Source organism: Tomitella biformata AHU 1821, from assembly GCF_000524475.1.
GTDB classification, from domain to species: domain Bacteria; phylum Actinomycetota; class Actinomycetes; order Mycobacteriales; family Mycobacteriaceae; genus Tomitella; species Tomitella biformata.
On sequence record NZ_BAVQ01000036.1, the window covers coordinates 1 to 14,531 of the forward strand.

14 protein-coding genes and 1 tRNA gene are annotated in these 14,531 nt (G+C 69.1%); 9 read left to right on the forward strand and 6 right to left on the reverse strand.

Annotation, left to right across the window (positions count from 1 at the left end; genetic code table 11):
* The first annotated feature begins 216 nt into the window (after window positions 1-216).
* Window positions 217-861 (forward strand): lipocalin family protein, encoded by a 645-nt coding sequence (locus TBIF_RS11995; protein WP_024795038.1) that lies wholly within the window; start codon window positions 217-219, stop codon window positions 859-861.
* Window positions 862-886: 25 nt separating this feature from the next.
* Here the strand turns inward: TBIF_RS11995 and TBIF_RS12000 are convergent, their stop codons facing one another.
* Together TBIF_RS12000 and TBIF_RS12005 are read right to left on the reverse strand one after the other, a co-directional pair.
* The gene (locus tag TBIF_RS12000; RefSeq protein WP_024795039.1) at window positions 887-2,365 is read right to left on the reverse strand and encodes an SDR family oxidoreductase; all 1,479 of its coding nucleotides are present in this window, start codon (window positions 2,363-2,365) and stop codon (window positions 887-889) included.
* Between the two features lie 158 nt (window positions 2,366-2,523).
* Window positions 2,524-3,024, reverse strand: a complete 501-nt coding sequence (locus TBIF_RS12005) for a flavin reductase family protein (RefSeq protein ID WP_038170999.1) — start codon at window positions 3,022-3,024, stop codon at window positions 2,524-2,526.
* Between the two features lie 603 nt (window positions 3,025-3,627).
* Between TBIF_RS12005 and TBIF_RS12010 the strand changes: the two genes are divergently transcribed.
* From TBIF_RS12010 to TBIF_RS12035, 6 genes are all read left to right on the forward strand, one after another.
* On the forward strand, window positions 3,628-3,828 hold the full coding sequence (locus TBIF_RS12010) for a CsbD family protein (protein ID WP_024795041.1): 201 nt from the start codon (window positions 3,628-3,630) through the stop codon (window positions 3,826-3,828).
* A 116-nt stretch (window positions 3,829-3,944) separates the two neighbouring features.
* Window positions 3,945-4,247 carry an Asp23/Gls24 family envelope stress response protein gene (locus TBIF_RS12015; protein WP_038170940.1) on the forward strand — a complete coding sequence of 101 codons (303 nt, stop codon included), beginning with the start codon at window positions 3,945-3,947 and terminating at the stop codon, window positions 4,245-4,247.
* Between the two features lie 146 nt (window positions 4,248-4,393).
* Window positions 4,394-4,849 carry an SRPBCC family protein gene (locus TBIF_RS12020; protein ID WP_024795043.1) on the forward strand — a complete coding sequence of 152 codons (456 nt, stop codon included), beginning with the start codon at window positions 4,394-4,396 and terminating at the stop codon, window positions 4,847-4,849.
* A 13-nt stretch (window positions 4,850-4,862) separates the two neighbouring features.
* Window positions 4,863-5,732 (forward strand): Rossmann-fold NAD(P)-binding domain-containing protein, encoded by an 870-nt coding sequence (locus TBIF_RS12025; protein WP_024795044.1) that lies wholly within the window; start codon window positions 4,863-4,865, stop codon window positions 5,730-5,732.
* A 15-nt stretch (window positions 5,733-5,747) separates the two neighbouring features.
* Window positions 5,748-6,734, forward strand: a complete 987-nt coding sequence (locus tag TBIF_RS12030) for an SDR family NAD(P)-dependent oxidoreductase (RefSeq protein ID WP_024795045.1) — start codon at window positions 5,748-5,750, stop codon at window positions 6,732-6,734.
* A 25-nt stretch (window positions 6,735-6,759) separates the two neighbouring features.
* Window positions 6,760-8,097: a TIGR01777 family oxidoreductase gene (locus TBIF_RS12035; protein ID WP_024795046.1), complete on the forward strand. Its 1,338-nt coding sequence runs from the start codon at window positions 6,760-6,762 to the stop codon at window positions 8,095-8,097.
* A gap of 16 nt (window positions 8,098-8,113) precedes the next feature.
* On the opposite strand, the gene TBIF_RS12040 is transcribed toward TBIF_RS12035, so the two are convergent.
* From TBIF_RS12040 to TBIF_RS12055, 3 genes are all read right to left on the reverse strand, one after another.
* Window positions 8,114-9,562: a cryptochrome/photolyase family protein gene (locus TBIF_RS12040; protein ID WP_024795047.1), complete on the reverse strand. Its 1,449-nt coding sequence runs from the start codon at window positions 9,560-9,562 to the stop codon at window positions 8,114-8,116.
* Window positions 9,563-9,794: 232 nt separating this feature from the next.
* Window positions 9,795-9,868 (reverse strand) — tRNA-Pro (locus TBIF_RS12050).
* Between the two features lie 73 nt (window positions 9,869-9,941).
* Window positions 9,942-10,904: a metallophosphoesterase gene (locus tag TBIF_RS12055; protein ID WP_372435173.1), complete on the reverse strand. Its 963-nt coding sequence runs from the start codon at window positions 10,902-10,904 to the stop codon at window positions 9,942-9,944.
* An 82-nt stretch (window positions 10,905-10,986) separates the two neighbouring features.
* Here TBIF_RS12055 and TBIF_RS12060 point away from each other — a divergent pair, with 82 nt between their 5' ends.
* Window positions 10,987-11,457 carry a GatB/YqeY domain-containing protein gene (locus tag TBIF_RS12060; protein WP_024795049.1) on the forward strand — a complete coding sequence of 157 codons (471 nt, stop codon included), beginning with the start codon at window positions 10,987-10,989 and terminating at the stop codon, window positions 11,455-11,457.
* Here the strand turns inward: TBIF_RS12060 and TBIF_RS12065 are convergent.
* Window positions 11,454-13,778 carry a penicillin-binding protein gene (locus TBIF_RS12065; RefSeq protein WP_024795050.1) on the reverse strand — a complete coding sequence of 775 codons (2,325 nt, stop codon included), beginning with the start codon at window positions 13,776-13,778 and terminating at the stop codon, window positions 11,454-11,456. The genes TBIF_RS12060 and TBIF_RS12065 overlap by 4 nt on opposite strands.
* A gap of 426 nt (window positions 13,779-14,204) precedes the next feature.
* Between TBIF_RS12065 and TBIF_RS12070 the strand changes: the two genes are divergently transcribed.
* Window positions 14,205-14,516: a WhiB family transcriptional regulator gene (locus TBIF_RS12070; RefSeq protein ID WP_038170942.1), complete on the forward strand. Its 312-nt coding sequence runs from the start codon at window positions 14,205-14,207 to the stop codon at window positions 14,514-14,516.
* Window positions 14,517-14,531: the final 15 nt, after the last annotated feature.

The window sequence follows — 14,531 nt, forward strand, 5'->3', positions numbered from 1 at the left end:
AGCAAGTTCATTATGCTGCCCTCAAGGCTGAGCCGCAGCCCGTTTAGGAGCGGCACAGAACCTGGGGCAGTTCAATAGAGCACAGTAGATCTATGGCAGATTCGGAGCCGCGCAGGATTCGGATGGCCGCGGGGCCATCCGAATCGCCGGTCGCTCCGAATTCTCTCTTGTGGCCGCAAACCTTGCGGCCCGGATAATGGACGAGGTGTGCGAATCATGGGCAAAATGACGAGGTGGTGCGCGGCAGCTGGCACCGTGGCGGGGGCCGTGGGTTTGTTGCTCGGGGCGGCGCCAGCGGTGGCGGGGCCGGCACCCAATCCGGTGGTGGGCTCCCTGGGCGCGGTCTTCCCTGCGCCGCTGGCCCCTGTGGCTAAGCTCGACACGGCCCGCTACCTGGGATCTTGGTATCAGTTGGCCGCCGTGCCGCAGCCGTTCAACCTCAATTGCGCGCGGGACACCACCGCGACCTACGGGCTGATCGACGAGTCCAATATCAGCGTGGACAACAGGTGCACCACGTACACCGGTGGCGTCAGCGGCATTGCGGGGAACGCGCGGGTCAACGATCCGATCACCGGGGCCGCACTGCACGTGAGCTTTCCGGGGGTGCCCTTCCAGGGCGGGCAGGACGGGCCGTCGAACTATGTGGTGACCCACATCGCCGACGACTACTCGTGGGCGCTGGTGGGCGATCCCGCGCGGCTGTCCGGGTTCGTGCTCTCGCGCAACCCGTCGGTCTCCGATGCGCAGTGGCGGGAGATTCGTTCGGTGGTCGAGGCCCGCGGCTATAACTCGTGCTTGCTGTTGACCTCGCCGACGACGGGCGGCCGCGCGGGCGTGCAGCCGCTGTGCACCGTGTGATGGCGCCGGCGGTGCGCGTGCGGGCCTAGTTCGCTTCCTGGCGTCGCTCGGCGGTGCCCGCGAGATTGCGGAGCATGCCGCGGAAGATGACGCCGTGAAAGGGCAAGATCGCGTACCAGTAGGCGCGCCCGGCCAAACCGCGCGGGAAGAAGATGGCGCGCTGGTCTAACCGGGAGCGTGCGCCGGGCAGCGGGCTGATCTCCCATTCGAGCCAGGCTCCGCCCGGTGCCAGCATCTCCGCCCGCAGGCGCAGCAGCGAGCCGCGGTCGATTTTCTCCACGCGCCAGAAGTCCAGGGGATCGCCGGTGTTCAGCCGATCCTGGTTGCGTCTGCCGCGGTAGGGGCCCACCCCGCCCGCGATCCGGTCCAGCCAGCCGCGCACCGACCAGGCGAGGGGGAAGGAGTACCAGCCGTTCTCGCCGCCGATGCCCTCGACCACCTCCCAGAGCGTCTGCGAGTCAGCCTCGCACTCGGTGCTCCGGCGGTCCACATAGACGACCTCGCCCGCCCAGTCTGGGTCGGAGGGCAGCGGGTCGGAGGGCGCCCCGACGGCCGAGGCGTTGGCCCAGGTGGTCTCCACCTCGCCGGTCTCGATGCGGCGCAGCGCCAGCTCGACGGAGCGGCGATACGGCGTCAGGCCTTCGGCGGGCGGCGCGATCACGGCGTCGATGTCATGCTCGCTCGCGACCGCGTCGTGGCTCAGTGACTCGATCAGCGCGCGGCCGAGCCGTAGGGGGATTGGCGTGACCAGGCCGATCCAGAGCCCTGCGAGTTTCGGGGTCAGCACCGGTAGCACCAGGATCCGACGCCTGATCAGCCCAGCAACCTCCGCGTAGACCTTCATCATCTCGCTATAGGTGAGGATGTCCGGGCCGCCGATGTCGAAGGTCCGGCTCGCGGCCAATTCGGCGTCCGCCGCGGCGAGCAGGTAGTGCAGCACGTCGCGGATCGCGATCGGCTGGATGTGGTTGTTCACCCACTTGGGCGTGGTCATCACCGGCAGCCGATTGGTCAAGTGGCGGATCATCTCGAAGGAGGCCGACCCGGAGCCGATGACCACCCCCGCCTGCAGCACCATCGTCGGCACTCCCGAGCCGATGAGGATCTCCCCCACCTGCGTCCGAGACCGCAGGTGGGGGGAGAGGTCGGCGGTGTCCGGGTGCAGACCGCTGAGGTACACGATCCGGCCGACACCGCACTCCTGCGCCGCGGCGGCGACATTGACGGCGTTCTGCCGCTCCGCCTCGACGAAGTTCGCGGACCCGCTCATCGAGTGCACGAGGTAGTAGACGATGTCCACGTCGGTGAAGGCGGCCCGCAGCGTGGCCACGTCGTCGAGATCCCCGCGGGCGATCTCGACGCTGTCTGCCCACGGCACGTCTTGGAGCTTCTGCGGCGACCTTGCCAGCACCCGCACGCGGAAGCCCGCTGCGGCGAGACGCGGGGCCAACCGGCCCCCGATATACCCCGTGGCGCCTGTCACCAGCACTCGCTCGCGGTTCATGGTCCGAGGCTACGCGCCGCCTGCCGCGTGCGCGGCGTGTCCAGGCCAATCCATGCGCAGCTCGCCGACCCCGACGAGGTGCGCCGCCACGAGCCCCGGCGACGGTGCGCGGGACGCGTCTCCCCGGCGGGCACGGCACGCACGAGATGCAGTCGAGGTCACGCTCCGTGTCCAGGCTCGAGGCTCCGGACCTGGAGCGAGGACAATAGCTGGGCTGAGCGCTCTGGCGCTGCCCCGCGGTCGGGCTCGATGACAAAACCTGTGTGGTCGCCGAACGGGACAACCTGCACGATGGGGCCCGCAAACCAGCACTCGGCGCCGGTGAGCACGGGCAGGCCGTCTGCGGCCAGGCGCCAGTCACAGCGCGCTAATTTATTGATCACGTCGCCCGTCTGCTCGCCGAATAGCCGCGCCAACTCCACTTGATCGGCGGCGATGTAGTGCACCGCGAGGTGGCTGGCGCGGGTGGCGACGGCATGGGTGTAGTTCTTATCGGACAGGCAGACCAGGAAGCGCGCTGGCTGCAGGCTGACCTGGGTGGCGAAGCCGACCAAGCAGCCGGTGGACTCGCCGTCCGCGCTCGTGGTGGCGATCAGCATCGGATAGTCGAGTTCAGCGGCAACGCCTTCGAAGGCGTCCCCGCTGGCGCTGGCGGCCATGGCCATCTCACCTCGCTCCGCACGTTGGATGCCGTCCGCCGTGCACAGGCAACGGCTCGGGTTTATGACCTCGACGATGCCACAGCCGCCGGGACTTCGCAGCGACGATGCGCCTCTCTGACAGATTGGGCGTGGCAGCGATCCTGCGGTGCGAGCTGGCAGCGGCACGGCGGACAGCAGCCCCGCGACCCGCCGTCCCCGAGGGCGATTTTTGTTCAGGTCATACCAGCGCAGCGCGTATTTCCCCTGGATTCCACCACTCAAAGTTGTTGCAACACACAGATTCATGTCCTACCGTCGAGCATGCATCAAACAACGATCGAAAGGACATCAGCATGGTGCTCGGATCGTTTGCATTCACCTTGGTAACCCCCCTCGGGGAACCGGGCAGCCTGCTCTGATCGGCGCTCAGTGGTCGGCGCTCAGTGATCGACGACCATCGTGTGGCGGAACCTCGTGCGAAGCGCGACTCTCGCCGGCCGCGATCTAGTCAAACCGCGTAGTGCCCGCCGTAATCGCAGGCTGCAGGACATCGCCATGGCGCAGCTGTTAATCCCGCGCGCTGTGCGGAAAGTGAAAGTCCCCAATCACGGAGGTGCTGACATGGGTATTAAGGACAAGTTCGAGAACAAGGCAGAAGAGTTGAAGGGCCGTGCCAAGGAATCTGCGGGCGCGGCGACCGGCGACGCGGACCTTGAGAACGAGGGCAAGGCCGATCAGGTGTCGTCGGGAGTGAAGAAGGCCGCAGAGACGGTCAAGGACAAGGCGAACGAGATCGCCGCGAAGATCGCCGGCGACAACTAGCCGAGTTTCGACGCGGGCGACTTCAAGGTCCCTGAAGTCGCCCGCGCTTTATAGCGGGCGAAGAGCTGAGGCCGTCGGCGAGGTGAGTAATCAACACGGGTGGAAGTGAGTGCACGATGACAGTGAGCACTGCAGGGTTGGCCGATAAGATTGTTGCGGCCGTTCAATCAATTCCGGGGGTGATCGAACTCGATGGCGGTTCGCACGACGAGATCGTGACGCAGCTGTTCGGCCGGCGGATCCGCGGGGTACGTGTCAACGAGTTCGAGCGCGTCGAGGTGCACATAATCGTTGATTGCGGCAGCTCGGTGGCCGCTGTCGCGGAGGACGTCCGCGTCGCCGTGCGCCGCCTGGTCCGGAGGTCTGTGGATGTGTGTGTCGAGGACGTGATTGATCTGCGTGAATTGGTCGCCGCATAGAGTTGGCGACTCGATCCGGAGTCCGCGCCCGCACCTCATCGCGGTGTTCTGAACTGGGCATCACCGATTTCAGCGCCGTGGACGGCAAACCCGGTGTGGCCCGCTGACATCGCGGTGCGGTCCAGGAGCACCGGTAGTGTCGTGTCATGCATGAGGAAGCGACGATCACGATGAATGCCGACATCGACAAGGTGTGGGACCTGGTCAGCGATGTGACCCGCATCGGGGAGTTCTCGCCGGAGACCTTCGAGGCCGAATGGCTCGGGGGCGCGACCGGACCGGCGGCGGGGGCACGGTTTCGCGGCCACGTGCGCCGAAACGAGATCGGCCCCACCTACTGGACCCCGTGCACCGTGCAGGTGTGCGACCCGCAGCGCGAGTTCACCTTCGGCGTCGGCGCGGCCGACAACCCACTGACCCGCTGGGGTTATCGGCTCGAGCCCCGGGCGGGCGGCGGCGTCGAGGTGACCGAGACGTTCGACTTCACCGCCGCGCTGTGGGCGCGGCCGTACTGGATCCTGTTCGGCGCTCTCCGTGGACGGCGGGTTCGCAACGACATGCGCCGCACCCTGGAACGCATGAAAGCCGTGGTCGAGGCATGAGCGGACAGCACCGGTGACGGTCGTGATCGCCGGCTGCGGTGATCTGGGCACCGAGGCCGGTCTGCGTTTCGCCGCCGCCGGCCACCGGGTGCTCGGGTTGCGCCGCCGCCCGGAATTATTGCCGTCGGCCATCGAGGGCCGCCGGATTGATCTAGCCCGTGACATCCCCGAGATTCCCGCTGACACCGACATCGTGGTGCTCGCGCTGACGCCGGACACGCGGAGCGTCGACGGCTACCGGCACGCCTACCTCGATGCCCCCGCGCACCTGCTCGCCGCGCTCGAGCAGGCCGGGGCGCGCCCGAGGAGGATACTGCTGGTCTCCTCGACCTCGGTGTGGGGCGACATCGACGATGGCCGCGTGCTGGACGAATCGTCGCCGGTGGCGCCGCGGCCTGGCACCGGCGAGATCGTCTACGCGGGCGAATGTTTGGTGCGTCTCCGGGCTCCCGACGCCATCGTGCTGCGGTTGTCCGGGCTGTATGGGCCGGGCCGCGGGCGCTTGCTGCGCCAGGTGCGTGACGGCGTCGCGCACTCCGGTCCCGACCGCTACACCAATCGGATTCACCGCGATGACGCCGCCGCGATTGTGCATTTGACCAGCGCAGTGGCGGAACCCCGGCGTCTGTACCTCGGCAGCGACTGCGAGCCGGCGGTGCGCAGCGACGTGGCAGAGTTCTTGGCCGCGCAGCGGGGAGTGCTGCCGGCGGACGCGGGGACACCGTCAGTCGATGAGTCTGCACAGCACGATGGGCGAACGCCCCTGGCCGGCAAACAGCTAACCAACGCGCGGCTGCGCGAGAGCGGATTCCGCTTCGCCTACCCGACCTACCGGGAGGGGTACGCACACCTACTCTCCGCAGAGGGCGCGCGACATCCGTAGGGAAGGAACCCCGCCATGACACGATTCTCGCCACGCGAGGCCGGATCGGCCGTGTCCGCGTTCGCCGACGCGGCGCTCGACCGAATGGTGGCGCCCGGCTACTCCCGCCTCGGGTATGCGCTTCGGGCGCGCCGCTGGGGCGACGAGGACCCTGTCGACCAGGCGCTGACCGGCGCGGTCGTCGCGGTGACCGGCACCAACTCCGGCATCGGCAAGGCCGCTTCGGCGCAGCTGGCGGGGTTCGGGGCGGAGGTCGTCATGCTCGTGCGCGACGTGGAGAAGGGCGCTGCCGCGCGCGCGGATATCCTGCGCGCAAACCCGGGCGCGCGCATCCGGATTGAGCGCTGCGATATCTCCGACCTCGACGACGTGCGGTCGACAGGCCGGCGGCTAGGGGAGACGTTGCCGAAGTTGGACGCGCTCGTCCACAACGCCGGCGTGCTGCCCGACGTGCGGAGGCAATCGGCGCAGGGGCACGAGATCACCATGGCCACGCATGTCCTCGGCCCGATCTTGCTCACCGAGGAGTTGCTGCCGGCGCTCGCCCGATCGGCCCGCCCGCGCGTCGTGTTCGTCTGCTCGGGCGGCATGTACACCCAGTCTCTGCACGTGGAGGACCTCGAGTACCGCAGTGGGACGTACCGTGGCGCGACCGCATATGCCCGGAGCAAACGTATGCAGGTCGCGCTGCTCCCCGCCTTGGCCGCGCGCTGGGCGGAGGCGAATGTGACGGTTGCGGCCATGCATCCCGGGTGGGTCGAGACTCCGGGGGTGGCGGCATCGCTCCCGGGATTCCACCGGGTGGCCGGCGCGGTGCTGCGCAGTCCTGATCAGGGCGCCGACACCATCACCTGGCTCGCCGCCACGGCCCACGATCTGCCGAACGCGCGGTTCTGGCACGACCGCAAGACCCGGCCGGAGCACTACCTGCCGCGCACCAGGAACTCCGCGGCCGAGGTGGACGTGTTACGGCAGTTCGTGGAGCGCGCGCTGCAAGGCTGAGCACCGAGACGGCTATTGTCTAGTAATGGGCATCACATATGCAAGCGAAGTCGAGGCCGCACAGACCGAGGTCTTCGACTGGCACAGCAGGCCAGGGGCCTTCACCCGGCTCTCCCCGCCCTGGCAGCCGATGCGCTTGCTCCGGGAGGCCGACTCCCTCGCCGACGGGAGCGCGCTGCTGCGGCTGCCCGGCGGGGTGCGGTGGGTCGCGCAGCACGACGCGGCCGCCTACGACCCGCCGCGCCGGTTCGTCGACTACTCGGCGGGCCGTCCGCTCGCCACGGTCCTGCCCTGGCGGCACACCCACACGTTCGCTGCGGTGGCGGAGGGCCGGACGTTGATGACGGACCAGGTCGAGACCGTGGCGCCGGAGTGGTTCCTGCGCCCGATGTTCGAGTACCGCCACCGTCAGGTCGCGGCGGACCTCGCCGCCCACCGCTGGGCCGACTCGATCGGCGACCGCAAGTTGACAGTCGCGATCACCGGCAGTTCGGGGCTGGTCGGCACCGCGCTCTCCGCGTTCCTGAGCACCGGCGGGCACCGGGTGATCCGGCTGGTCCGCCGCGCACCCGCGGGGCCCGACGAGCGGCGCTGGGATGTCGAGACCCCGGCGCCGGACCTGCTCGCCGGCGTGGACGCGGTGATCCACCTGGCGGGGGCGAGCATCGGGGGGCGTTTCACCCCGGCGCACAAGCGGGCCATCCGCGCCAGCCGCATCGAGCCCACGCGGAAACTCGCCCAGCTGGCGGCCGACACGGCGGACGGGCCGGCGACGTTCCTGTGCGCGTCGGCCGTCGGGTTCTACGGCCGCGACCGCGGGGACGAGGTGCTGACCGAGGACTCGACTCGCGGCGACGGATTCCTCGCGGACACCGTCGCGGACTGGGAGGCGGCCACCGCGCCCGCATCGGCCGCCGGCCTGCGGGTGGTGGCCGTGCGCACCGGCATTGTGCAGTCCCCGCTCGGCGGGGTGCTGCGCCTGCAACGGCCGATGTTCGAGCTCGGGGTGGGCGGTCGGCTGGGCAGCGGACAGCAGTGGCTCTCGTGGATCGACCTCGACGACCTCGTCGGCGTCTACCACCGGGCGCTGGTCGATCTCGACGTGCGCGGCCCGGTCAACGCGGTCGCGCCGCACCCGGTGCGCAACGCCGAGTACGCCGCCGTGCTCGCGAAGGTCCTGCGCCGTCCCGCAGTCCTCCCCGCGCCGGCGTTCGGCCCGCGACTGCTGCTCGGCGCGGAGGGCGCGAGGGAGCTGGCCCTCGCCTGCCAGCGGGTGGCCGCCGGCAGGCTCGAGGAGCGGGGCCACCGGTTCCGCCACCCCGACCTGGAGACGGCGCTGCGGCACCAGTTGGGGAAGACCTAAACCCGAGCGCCGCCGCTCACAACTCCCCGTAGCGGGCAAGCGCGACCCGGCGTTCCTCTCCGTGGTCCACGATCGGGCGTGGGTACCCGCCGGCTGGACTCGTGCTGTGCCGGGACGCGGACGCGGTGAACAGATCCTCCGCGACCAGGGCCTCCCACGGCCGGTGCACTGCCTTGCCCGGGATCCCGCGCAGCTCCGGCACCCACCGCCGCACATACTCGCCGGTGGGGTCGAACCGTTCGCCCTGGGCGGTGGGGTTGAACACCCGGAAGTAGGGGGCGGCGTCCGTGCCGCAGCCGGCGGTCCACTGCCAGCCGTGCTGGTTCGAGGCGAGATCGCCGTCCACCAGGTGGGCCATGAAATGGCGGGCCCCGCGCCACCACGGCAGGTGGAGATCCTTGGTGAGGAACGAGGCGGTGATCATCCGGACGCGGTTGTGCATCCAGCCCTCGGCGAGCAGTTGCCGCATGCCCGCGTCCACTATCGGGTAGCCGGTGCGGCCGGTGCGCCACGCCTCGAAGGCCCGGTCGGCGTCGGGGCCGGTGTCGTGGCGGAGGAGGTCGAACTTGGCGTTGTAGTTGCGACGGGCGGTCTCGGGGCGGTGGTGGAGCACGTCGGCGTAGAAGTCCCGCCAGGCCAGCTCGCTGCGGAAGGTGTTCGCGCCGGGGTCGGTGCGGCCCCGCAGATCGTGCAGCACCGTGCGGGGGTGGATGCAGCCGAACTTCAGGTGGGGGGACAGCCGGGAGGTGGTGTCGAGGTCTGGGCGGTCGCGGTCGGGGTCGTAGCGGTCCAGATCGCCGTGCGGCTCGCCGCGGAACTGACGCCACCGGCGCAGGGCGGCCGCCTCGCCGGGCTCGGGGAGCGCCGCGGCATCGCTGGCAGCGGGTGCGCCGGTCATCGCCCGCGCCGCGTCCTCGACGCTGATCCGGCCGGGCAGGGCCGTGGGGTCGAGCCAGTCGAGGGTGCCGGCGTCGGTGCGCGCAGGGGTGTGCCAGCCGTGCTCGAGCCACGCGCGCCGAAACGGCGTGAACACCTTGTACGGGCCACCGGACTTGGTGTGGATGCGGCCGGGGGAGACGGCGTACGGAGAGCCTGTGCGGATCAGCGGCGCCGGGGGTCCGGCGGCGGCGAGCGCGGATTCGACCGCGGCGTCGCGGCGCGCGCCATAGGGGCCAAAATCCGCGCTCACGTGCACCGCGCCCGCCTGGACCGTCGTCACCAGGTTGGGGAGCACGCGGGCGGGGTCGCCGCGCAGGAGGAGGAGTCGGCCGCCGAGGTCCGAGTCGAGCGCGCGCAGGCAGCCGGCGAGGAAGGCGATGCGGGGCGTCCCCGCGGGGCCCAGGAGCGCGTCGTCGAGCACGAACACGGCGAGGGCGTTCCGCGTGTGGTCCGCCGCCGCGAGGAGGGAGGGGAGGTCGGCAACGCGCAGATCGCGGCGGAACCAGATGATGGCGGGGGCGGTCATCGCCACGACGTGGCGGCCGGCGGGGTGATCGCGATCTGGTCGGTGCGATACGCGAGTCCTGTATGGGCGTCTGTCATGTCAATCTCCATATTGCACCGGGCCGCGAGAAGACGCAGCGGCGAGGCCGGCCGTTGCCGACGATGGCTGCGGGACCTGCGGCTCCTGCAGATACGAGGAAACCCCGGCCTGCGTTTCCGCTAGCCGGGGTCTCGACTGCTTCTCAACCAAAGCGTCGGGGTGGCGGGATTCGAACCCACGACCTCTTCGTCCCGAACGAAGCGCGCTACCAAGCTGCGCCACACCCCGTTTTGATCAATTAGCTGATCCTTATTGCAGTCTGATCTCATGGCTATTGCCGGTCGATCGAACCTCGCTGAGTCTAACGCACACCAGCCTCAAAACGCGAAACGCCCTTAGTCTCGAGGGTGCGGACGGTATCGGATTTGACCGGGACCAGTGTCAATAGTGTTGCCTCGGGCGGGCAGAGGAAGCGCGCCGGCGCGTACGGGGAGGTGCCCAGGCCCGCCGAAACATGCAGCCGCATGTGCGCGCCCCAGCGTGACGGGCCCTTGACACGGGAGCGGTCGATACCGCAGTTGGTCACCAGCGCCCCATAGAGCGGCAGGCACAGCTGCCCGCCATGGGTGTGCCCGGCCAGTGCCAAGTCGTAGCCGTCCGCGGCGAACTTGTCGAGGATGCTGGGCTCGGGCGCGTGTGTGAGCGCGATGCGCAGATCTGCCTCGGGGTTTGCGGGGCCGGCGATGGTGTCGTAGCGGTCGCGTTTGAGGTGCGGATCGTCTACCCCCGCCGCGCTGATGCGCACGCCGCCCACCCGGAGTTCGCGGCGATTGTGGGTGGTGTCGAGCCAGCCACGCTCATTGAACGCCGCGCGGAGGTCCTTCCACGGCAGCGGCTCGCCGGCGACCCGCTTATGGTTCTTGTCGAAGTACTTGAGGGGGTTCTTGGGCAGCGGACCGAAGTAGTCGTTGCTGCCGAAGATGAACAGCCCCGGCCGGGCGAGCAGCCCGCCGAGCGCCTGCACCACCGCGGGCACGGCCTTCGGGTGCGCCAGATTGTCGCCGGTGTTGATCACCAGATCCGGCTCTAGTCGGTCCAGCTCGCGGATCCAGTCCTGCTTCAGCTTCTGGTTCGGCATCATGTGCAGGTCGCTAATGTGCAGCACGCGCAGCGTGGCGGAGCCGGGGGCCAGCACCTCCATGGTCTGGGTGCGCAAGGTGAACGCGTTCCGCTCGATGAGGGTGGCGTAGCCGAGGGCAAGCGCTCCAGCGCCGGCTACCGCGGTTGCCGCAGTGGTCCAGGGGTGGCGCAACAGTTTTGACACGTAGACCAGGATACGTCAACACGCAGGGAGAAGGGCGTTCCTGGGTCGGTTGCCGGGCCAAGGGGGCGTAGCGTTTACGGCTATGACGGATGCGAAAGCCAGGCTCAGGAAAGATATGACCACCTCTATGAAGGCCCGCGACGCGCTGACGACCGGCACGCTGCGCATGCTGCTGGCAGCGGTGCAGGCGGAGGAGGTCGCCGGCAAGGTGGCCCGCGAGCTCAGCGACGAAGAGGTGCTCAAGGTGTTCGCCAAGGAGGCGAAGAAGCGGGCCGAGGCGGCGCAGCTATTCGACGACGCCAGCCGCCCGGAACTCGCCGACAAGGAGCGCGCCGAGGGAGTGGTCATCGCCGCCTACCTGCCCGCGCCGCTCGATGACGACGCCGTCGCGGCGCTGGTGGCCGAGGCGATGGCGGAGGTCCAGGCGCAGACCGGCGAGGCTCCCGGCATGCGGCAGATGGGCCAGGTCATGAAGGCCGCGACCGCCCGCGCTGCCGGCGGCGCGGATGGCACGCGGATCTCGGCGATCGTGCGGGCGAAGCTCGCCGGCTAGTCGCCTGGGGGGGTGCCCGCCGGCGATGTCGGCTGCGCTCCCCGCGGGGGCTTCGGCTGGGAGCCGTCGCTGATGTTGATGGTTACCGTCGAGCCGGGCACCGCGGACCCCGAGGGCGTGGTGGAGACGACGGTGCCGCGACGGTCGCTGCCGGGGACGGTGGCCACCTTGACGGCAAAGCCGGCACCCTTGAGGCGGGTCGTCGCGGACTGCTCGGTCCGCCCGATCACGTCGGGGATGGCGGACTCCACCGCGCCGGCGACGAAGCGGGGATCGGCCGGGGGCAGTCCGTTCGCGGGGAACTGGCCGAGCAGCGCGCCGATGGCCTTGTACCAAGTGCGGGCTGGCTCCGTGCCGCCGTAGACGTTGCCCTCGGCGCAGGGGCGCAGCGGGCTGGAGCACACCGGGCCGGGCCGGGTGCCGTCGTTGTAGACGTAGGTGGAACTGGCCAGCGACTCCGTGTAGCCGAGGAAGGCCGAGGACCGGAAGGTCTCCGTGGTGCCGGTCTTAGCGGACACGGGGGCCGTCCAGCCGGTTGACGCTGCGGCCGCGGCGGAGGTGCCGCCGCCGACGTGGTCCTGGCCCAGGCCGACAGACAGGGTGCGGGCGAGCCCGGGGTCCAGGACCTGCTCACACGCCTGCTGGGTGACCGCGACGGGCTTGCCGTTGCGGTCGGTGACCGAGTCGATGGGGCTGGGCGGGCACCACACGCCGTCCGACGCGAGGGTTGCCGCCACATTGGACAACTCGAGCGCGTTGACCGGGGTGGGGCCGAGGGTGAACGAGCCGCGGTTCTCGTCCTTGACGATCTGGGCGAGGCTGCGCCCGTCGACGCCGGAGGTGTTGGGATGGTCCAGGGAACGCAGGCCGAGCTTGACCGCCATGTCGACGGTCGGTGAGACCCCGACGTCCTGGATCATCTTGACGAAAGGGGTGTTCGGGGACGTGGCGAGCGCCTGCGTCAGCGTCATGGTGGGCGGATACGCGCCGACATTGCGGACACAGTACGAGTCGGCCGGGCAGCCGACGACGCCGCCGTGGCCCATGCCCTGCGCGGCGAAGAACGACGGCACGTCGAGCACGGTGTCGAGGCCCAGGCCCTGCTCCATCGCGACGGCCGTGGTGAAGACCTTGAAGATGGAGCCCGCGCCGTCGCCGACCATCGAGTACGGCTGCGGCTGCACAGTCTCGCCCTGGCTCACGTCAAGCCCGTAGGTGCGGCTGCTGGCCATGGCGAGGACCCGGTGCTCGGCCTGGCCAGGCTGGATCACGTTCATGACCATGGCGATGCCGTCGAGGCTGGCGGGGGCCTCGCTGGCGATGGCGCCCTTGGTGGCGTCCTGCACGGCCGGGTCGAGCGTCGTCTTGATGGTGTAGCCGCTGCGGTTGAGCTGCTGCGAGCTGAAGCCGGCGTCGGAGAGGTACTTGACCACGTAGTCGCAGAAGAAGCCGCGGTCGCCGGCGGCGATGCAGCCGCGGGGCAGCGACTGCGGCTCGGGCAGCACGCCCAGGGGCAGCAGCTTGGTCTCGGCCGCCTCTTGTGCGGTGATGGAGCTGCTGGTCACCATCGAGTCCAAGACGAGGTTGCGCCGGGCGGTGACCTCCTCCGGGTTGGTGAACGGGTTCAGCCGGGACGGGGACTGCACCATGCCGGCGAGCATCGCGGCCTGCGGCAGGTTGAGGTCCTTCGCGTCGATGCCGAAGTACGTGTTCGCGGCGTCCTGCACGCCGAAGCTGCTGTTGCCAAAGGGGACGAGGTTGAGATAGCGGGTGAGGATCTCGGTCTTCGACAGGGACTTGTCGAGGGTCAGAGCCATCCGGATCTCGCGCATCTTGCGTGCGGCGGTGGTCTCGACGGCGGCCCTGCGCTCCGCGTCCGTCTGCGCGACGACGAGGAGTTGATAGTTCTTGATGTACTGCTGGTCGATGGTCGACGCGCCCTGCTGGACCTCGCCGCTGCTGGTGTTCGTCAGGAACGCGCGCAGGGTGCCCTGCCAATCCACGCCCTTATGGGCGGTGAATCGGCGGTCCTCGATGGAGACCTGGGCCATCTTCATGTAGTTCGAGATTTCCTCGGTGGGTACCTCGAAGCGGCGCTGGTCGTAGAGCCAGGCGATGGGTGTCCCGTTGACGTCGGTGACGGTGGTGACCGCGGGCGCGTCGCCTTCCAGGACCTCGCCTGACGTCGAGTCCACAGCGTCGCTTGCCCGGTTGATGGCGATGCCGAGGCCGCCGAACACGGGGAACAGCACGCCAGAGAGCACTACGCCCGCGATGAGGCACAGTCCGATGAACTTCCAGATGGTCTTTCCAGGTGGCACGAAGCACAGACTACGCAGGCGCAGCGGCAAAGGCGCGTTGCGGCAGGGAAGCGCGGGCGGTGTCGACCCGGTTTCGACCCTACTTTTAGTGGCATAGGACGGAAGTTCAGGACGTAATCGACCCCCGGTCTTGCGGCGGGGTGTTCAGTCGCCTAAGTTATTAATCAGTGTGATCCAGTTAACAAGAAGCCGATAATGTGATGTATCTCCGCGAAGTGTGTTTCCCGGTGTGTAGTGATCGGGACGTTCGTACATCACGGTCGGCTGGTACTCCGCGGATGCGGAGTCCCTCGTGAAAGGGCAGGCTGCATGCGCGTAACGGTCAAGCAGGCATCGTCCGGACTAGTCGCCAACAGTAATGACGGCAATAATCAGATTGGCGAGACCAACGTGATTCAAGGGGCGGGGCCGACGAAATTGCGTCGGGTGGGTGTGCCGGCCTTTTCAGTGGACAGCTCGGAGGCGCGACTGGCCTGGGCCTCCCAGGCGACGTGCCGCAGCATCGATCCGGACGAGCTATTCGTTCGGGGCGCCGCCCAGCGCAAGGCCGCGAACATCTGCCGGCACTGCCCGGTGATGATGGAGTGCGCGGCAGACGCGCTGGACAACAAGGTGGAGTTTGGGGTGTGGGGCGGCCTGACCGAGCGGCAGCGCCGAGCCCTGCTCAAACAGCATCCCGATGTGACGTCGTGGGGCGAGTTCTTCGAGGCGCATCGACGTCGTCAAGCGGCGGGCTGACGGCTTCACGGACAG

Bases quoted from the DNA above. Each gene is read 5' to 3' on its own strand.
- TBIF_RS12030 (WP_024795045.1), top strand. From the start codon at position 5,748: ATGACACGATTCTCGCCACGCGAGGCCGGATCGGCCGTGTCCGCGTTC.
- TBIF_RS11995 (WP_024795038.1), top strand. From the start codon at position 217: ATGGGCAAAATGACGAGGTGGTGCGCGGCAGCTGGCACCGTGGCGGGG.
- TBIF_RS12000 (WP_024795039.1), bottom strand. From the start codon at position 2,365: ATGAACCGCGAGCGAGTGCTGGTGACAGGCGCCACGGGGTATATCGGG.
- TBIF_RS12040 (WP_024795047.1), bottom strand. From the start codon at position 9,562: ATGACCGCCCCCGCCATCATCTGGTTCCGCCGCGATCTGCGCGTTGCC.
- TBIF_RS12035 (WP_024795046.1), top strand. From the start codon at position 6,760: ATGGGCATCACATATGCAAGCGAAGTCGAGGCCGCACAGACCGAGGTC.
- TBIF_RS12010 (WP_024795041.1), top strand. From the start codon at position 3,628: ATGGGTATTAAGGACAAGTTCGAGAACAAGGCAGAAGAGTTGAAGGGC.
- TBIF_RS12015 (WP_038170940.1), top strand. From the start codon at position 3,945: ATGACAGTGAGCACTGCAGGGTTGGCCGATAAGATTGTTGCGGCCGTT.
- TBIF_RS12020 (WP_024795043.1), top strand. From the start codon at position 4,394: ATGCATGAGGAAGCGACGATCACGATGAATGCCGACATCGACAAGGTG.
- TBIF_RS12060 (WP_024795049.1), top strand. From the start codon at position 10,987: ATGACGGATGCGAAAGCCAGGCTCAGGAAAGATATGACCACCTCTATG.
- TBIF_RS12005 (WP_038170999.1), bottom strand. From the start codon at position 3,024: ATGGCCGCCAGCGCCAGCGGGGACGCCTTCGAAGGCGTTGCCGCTGAA.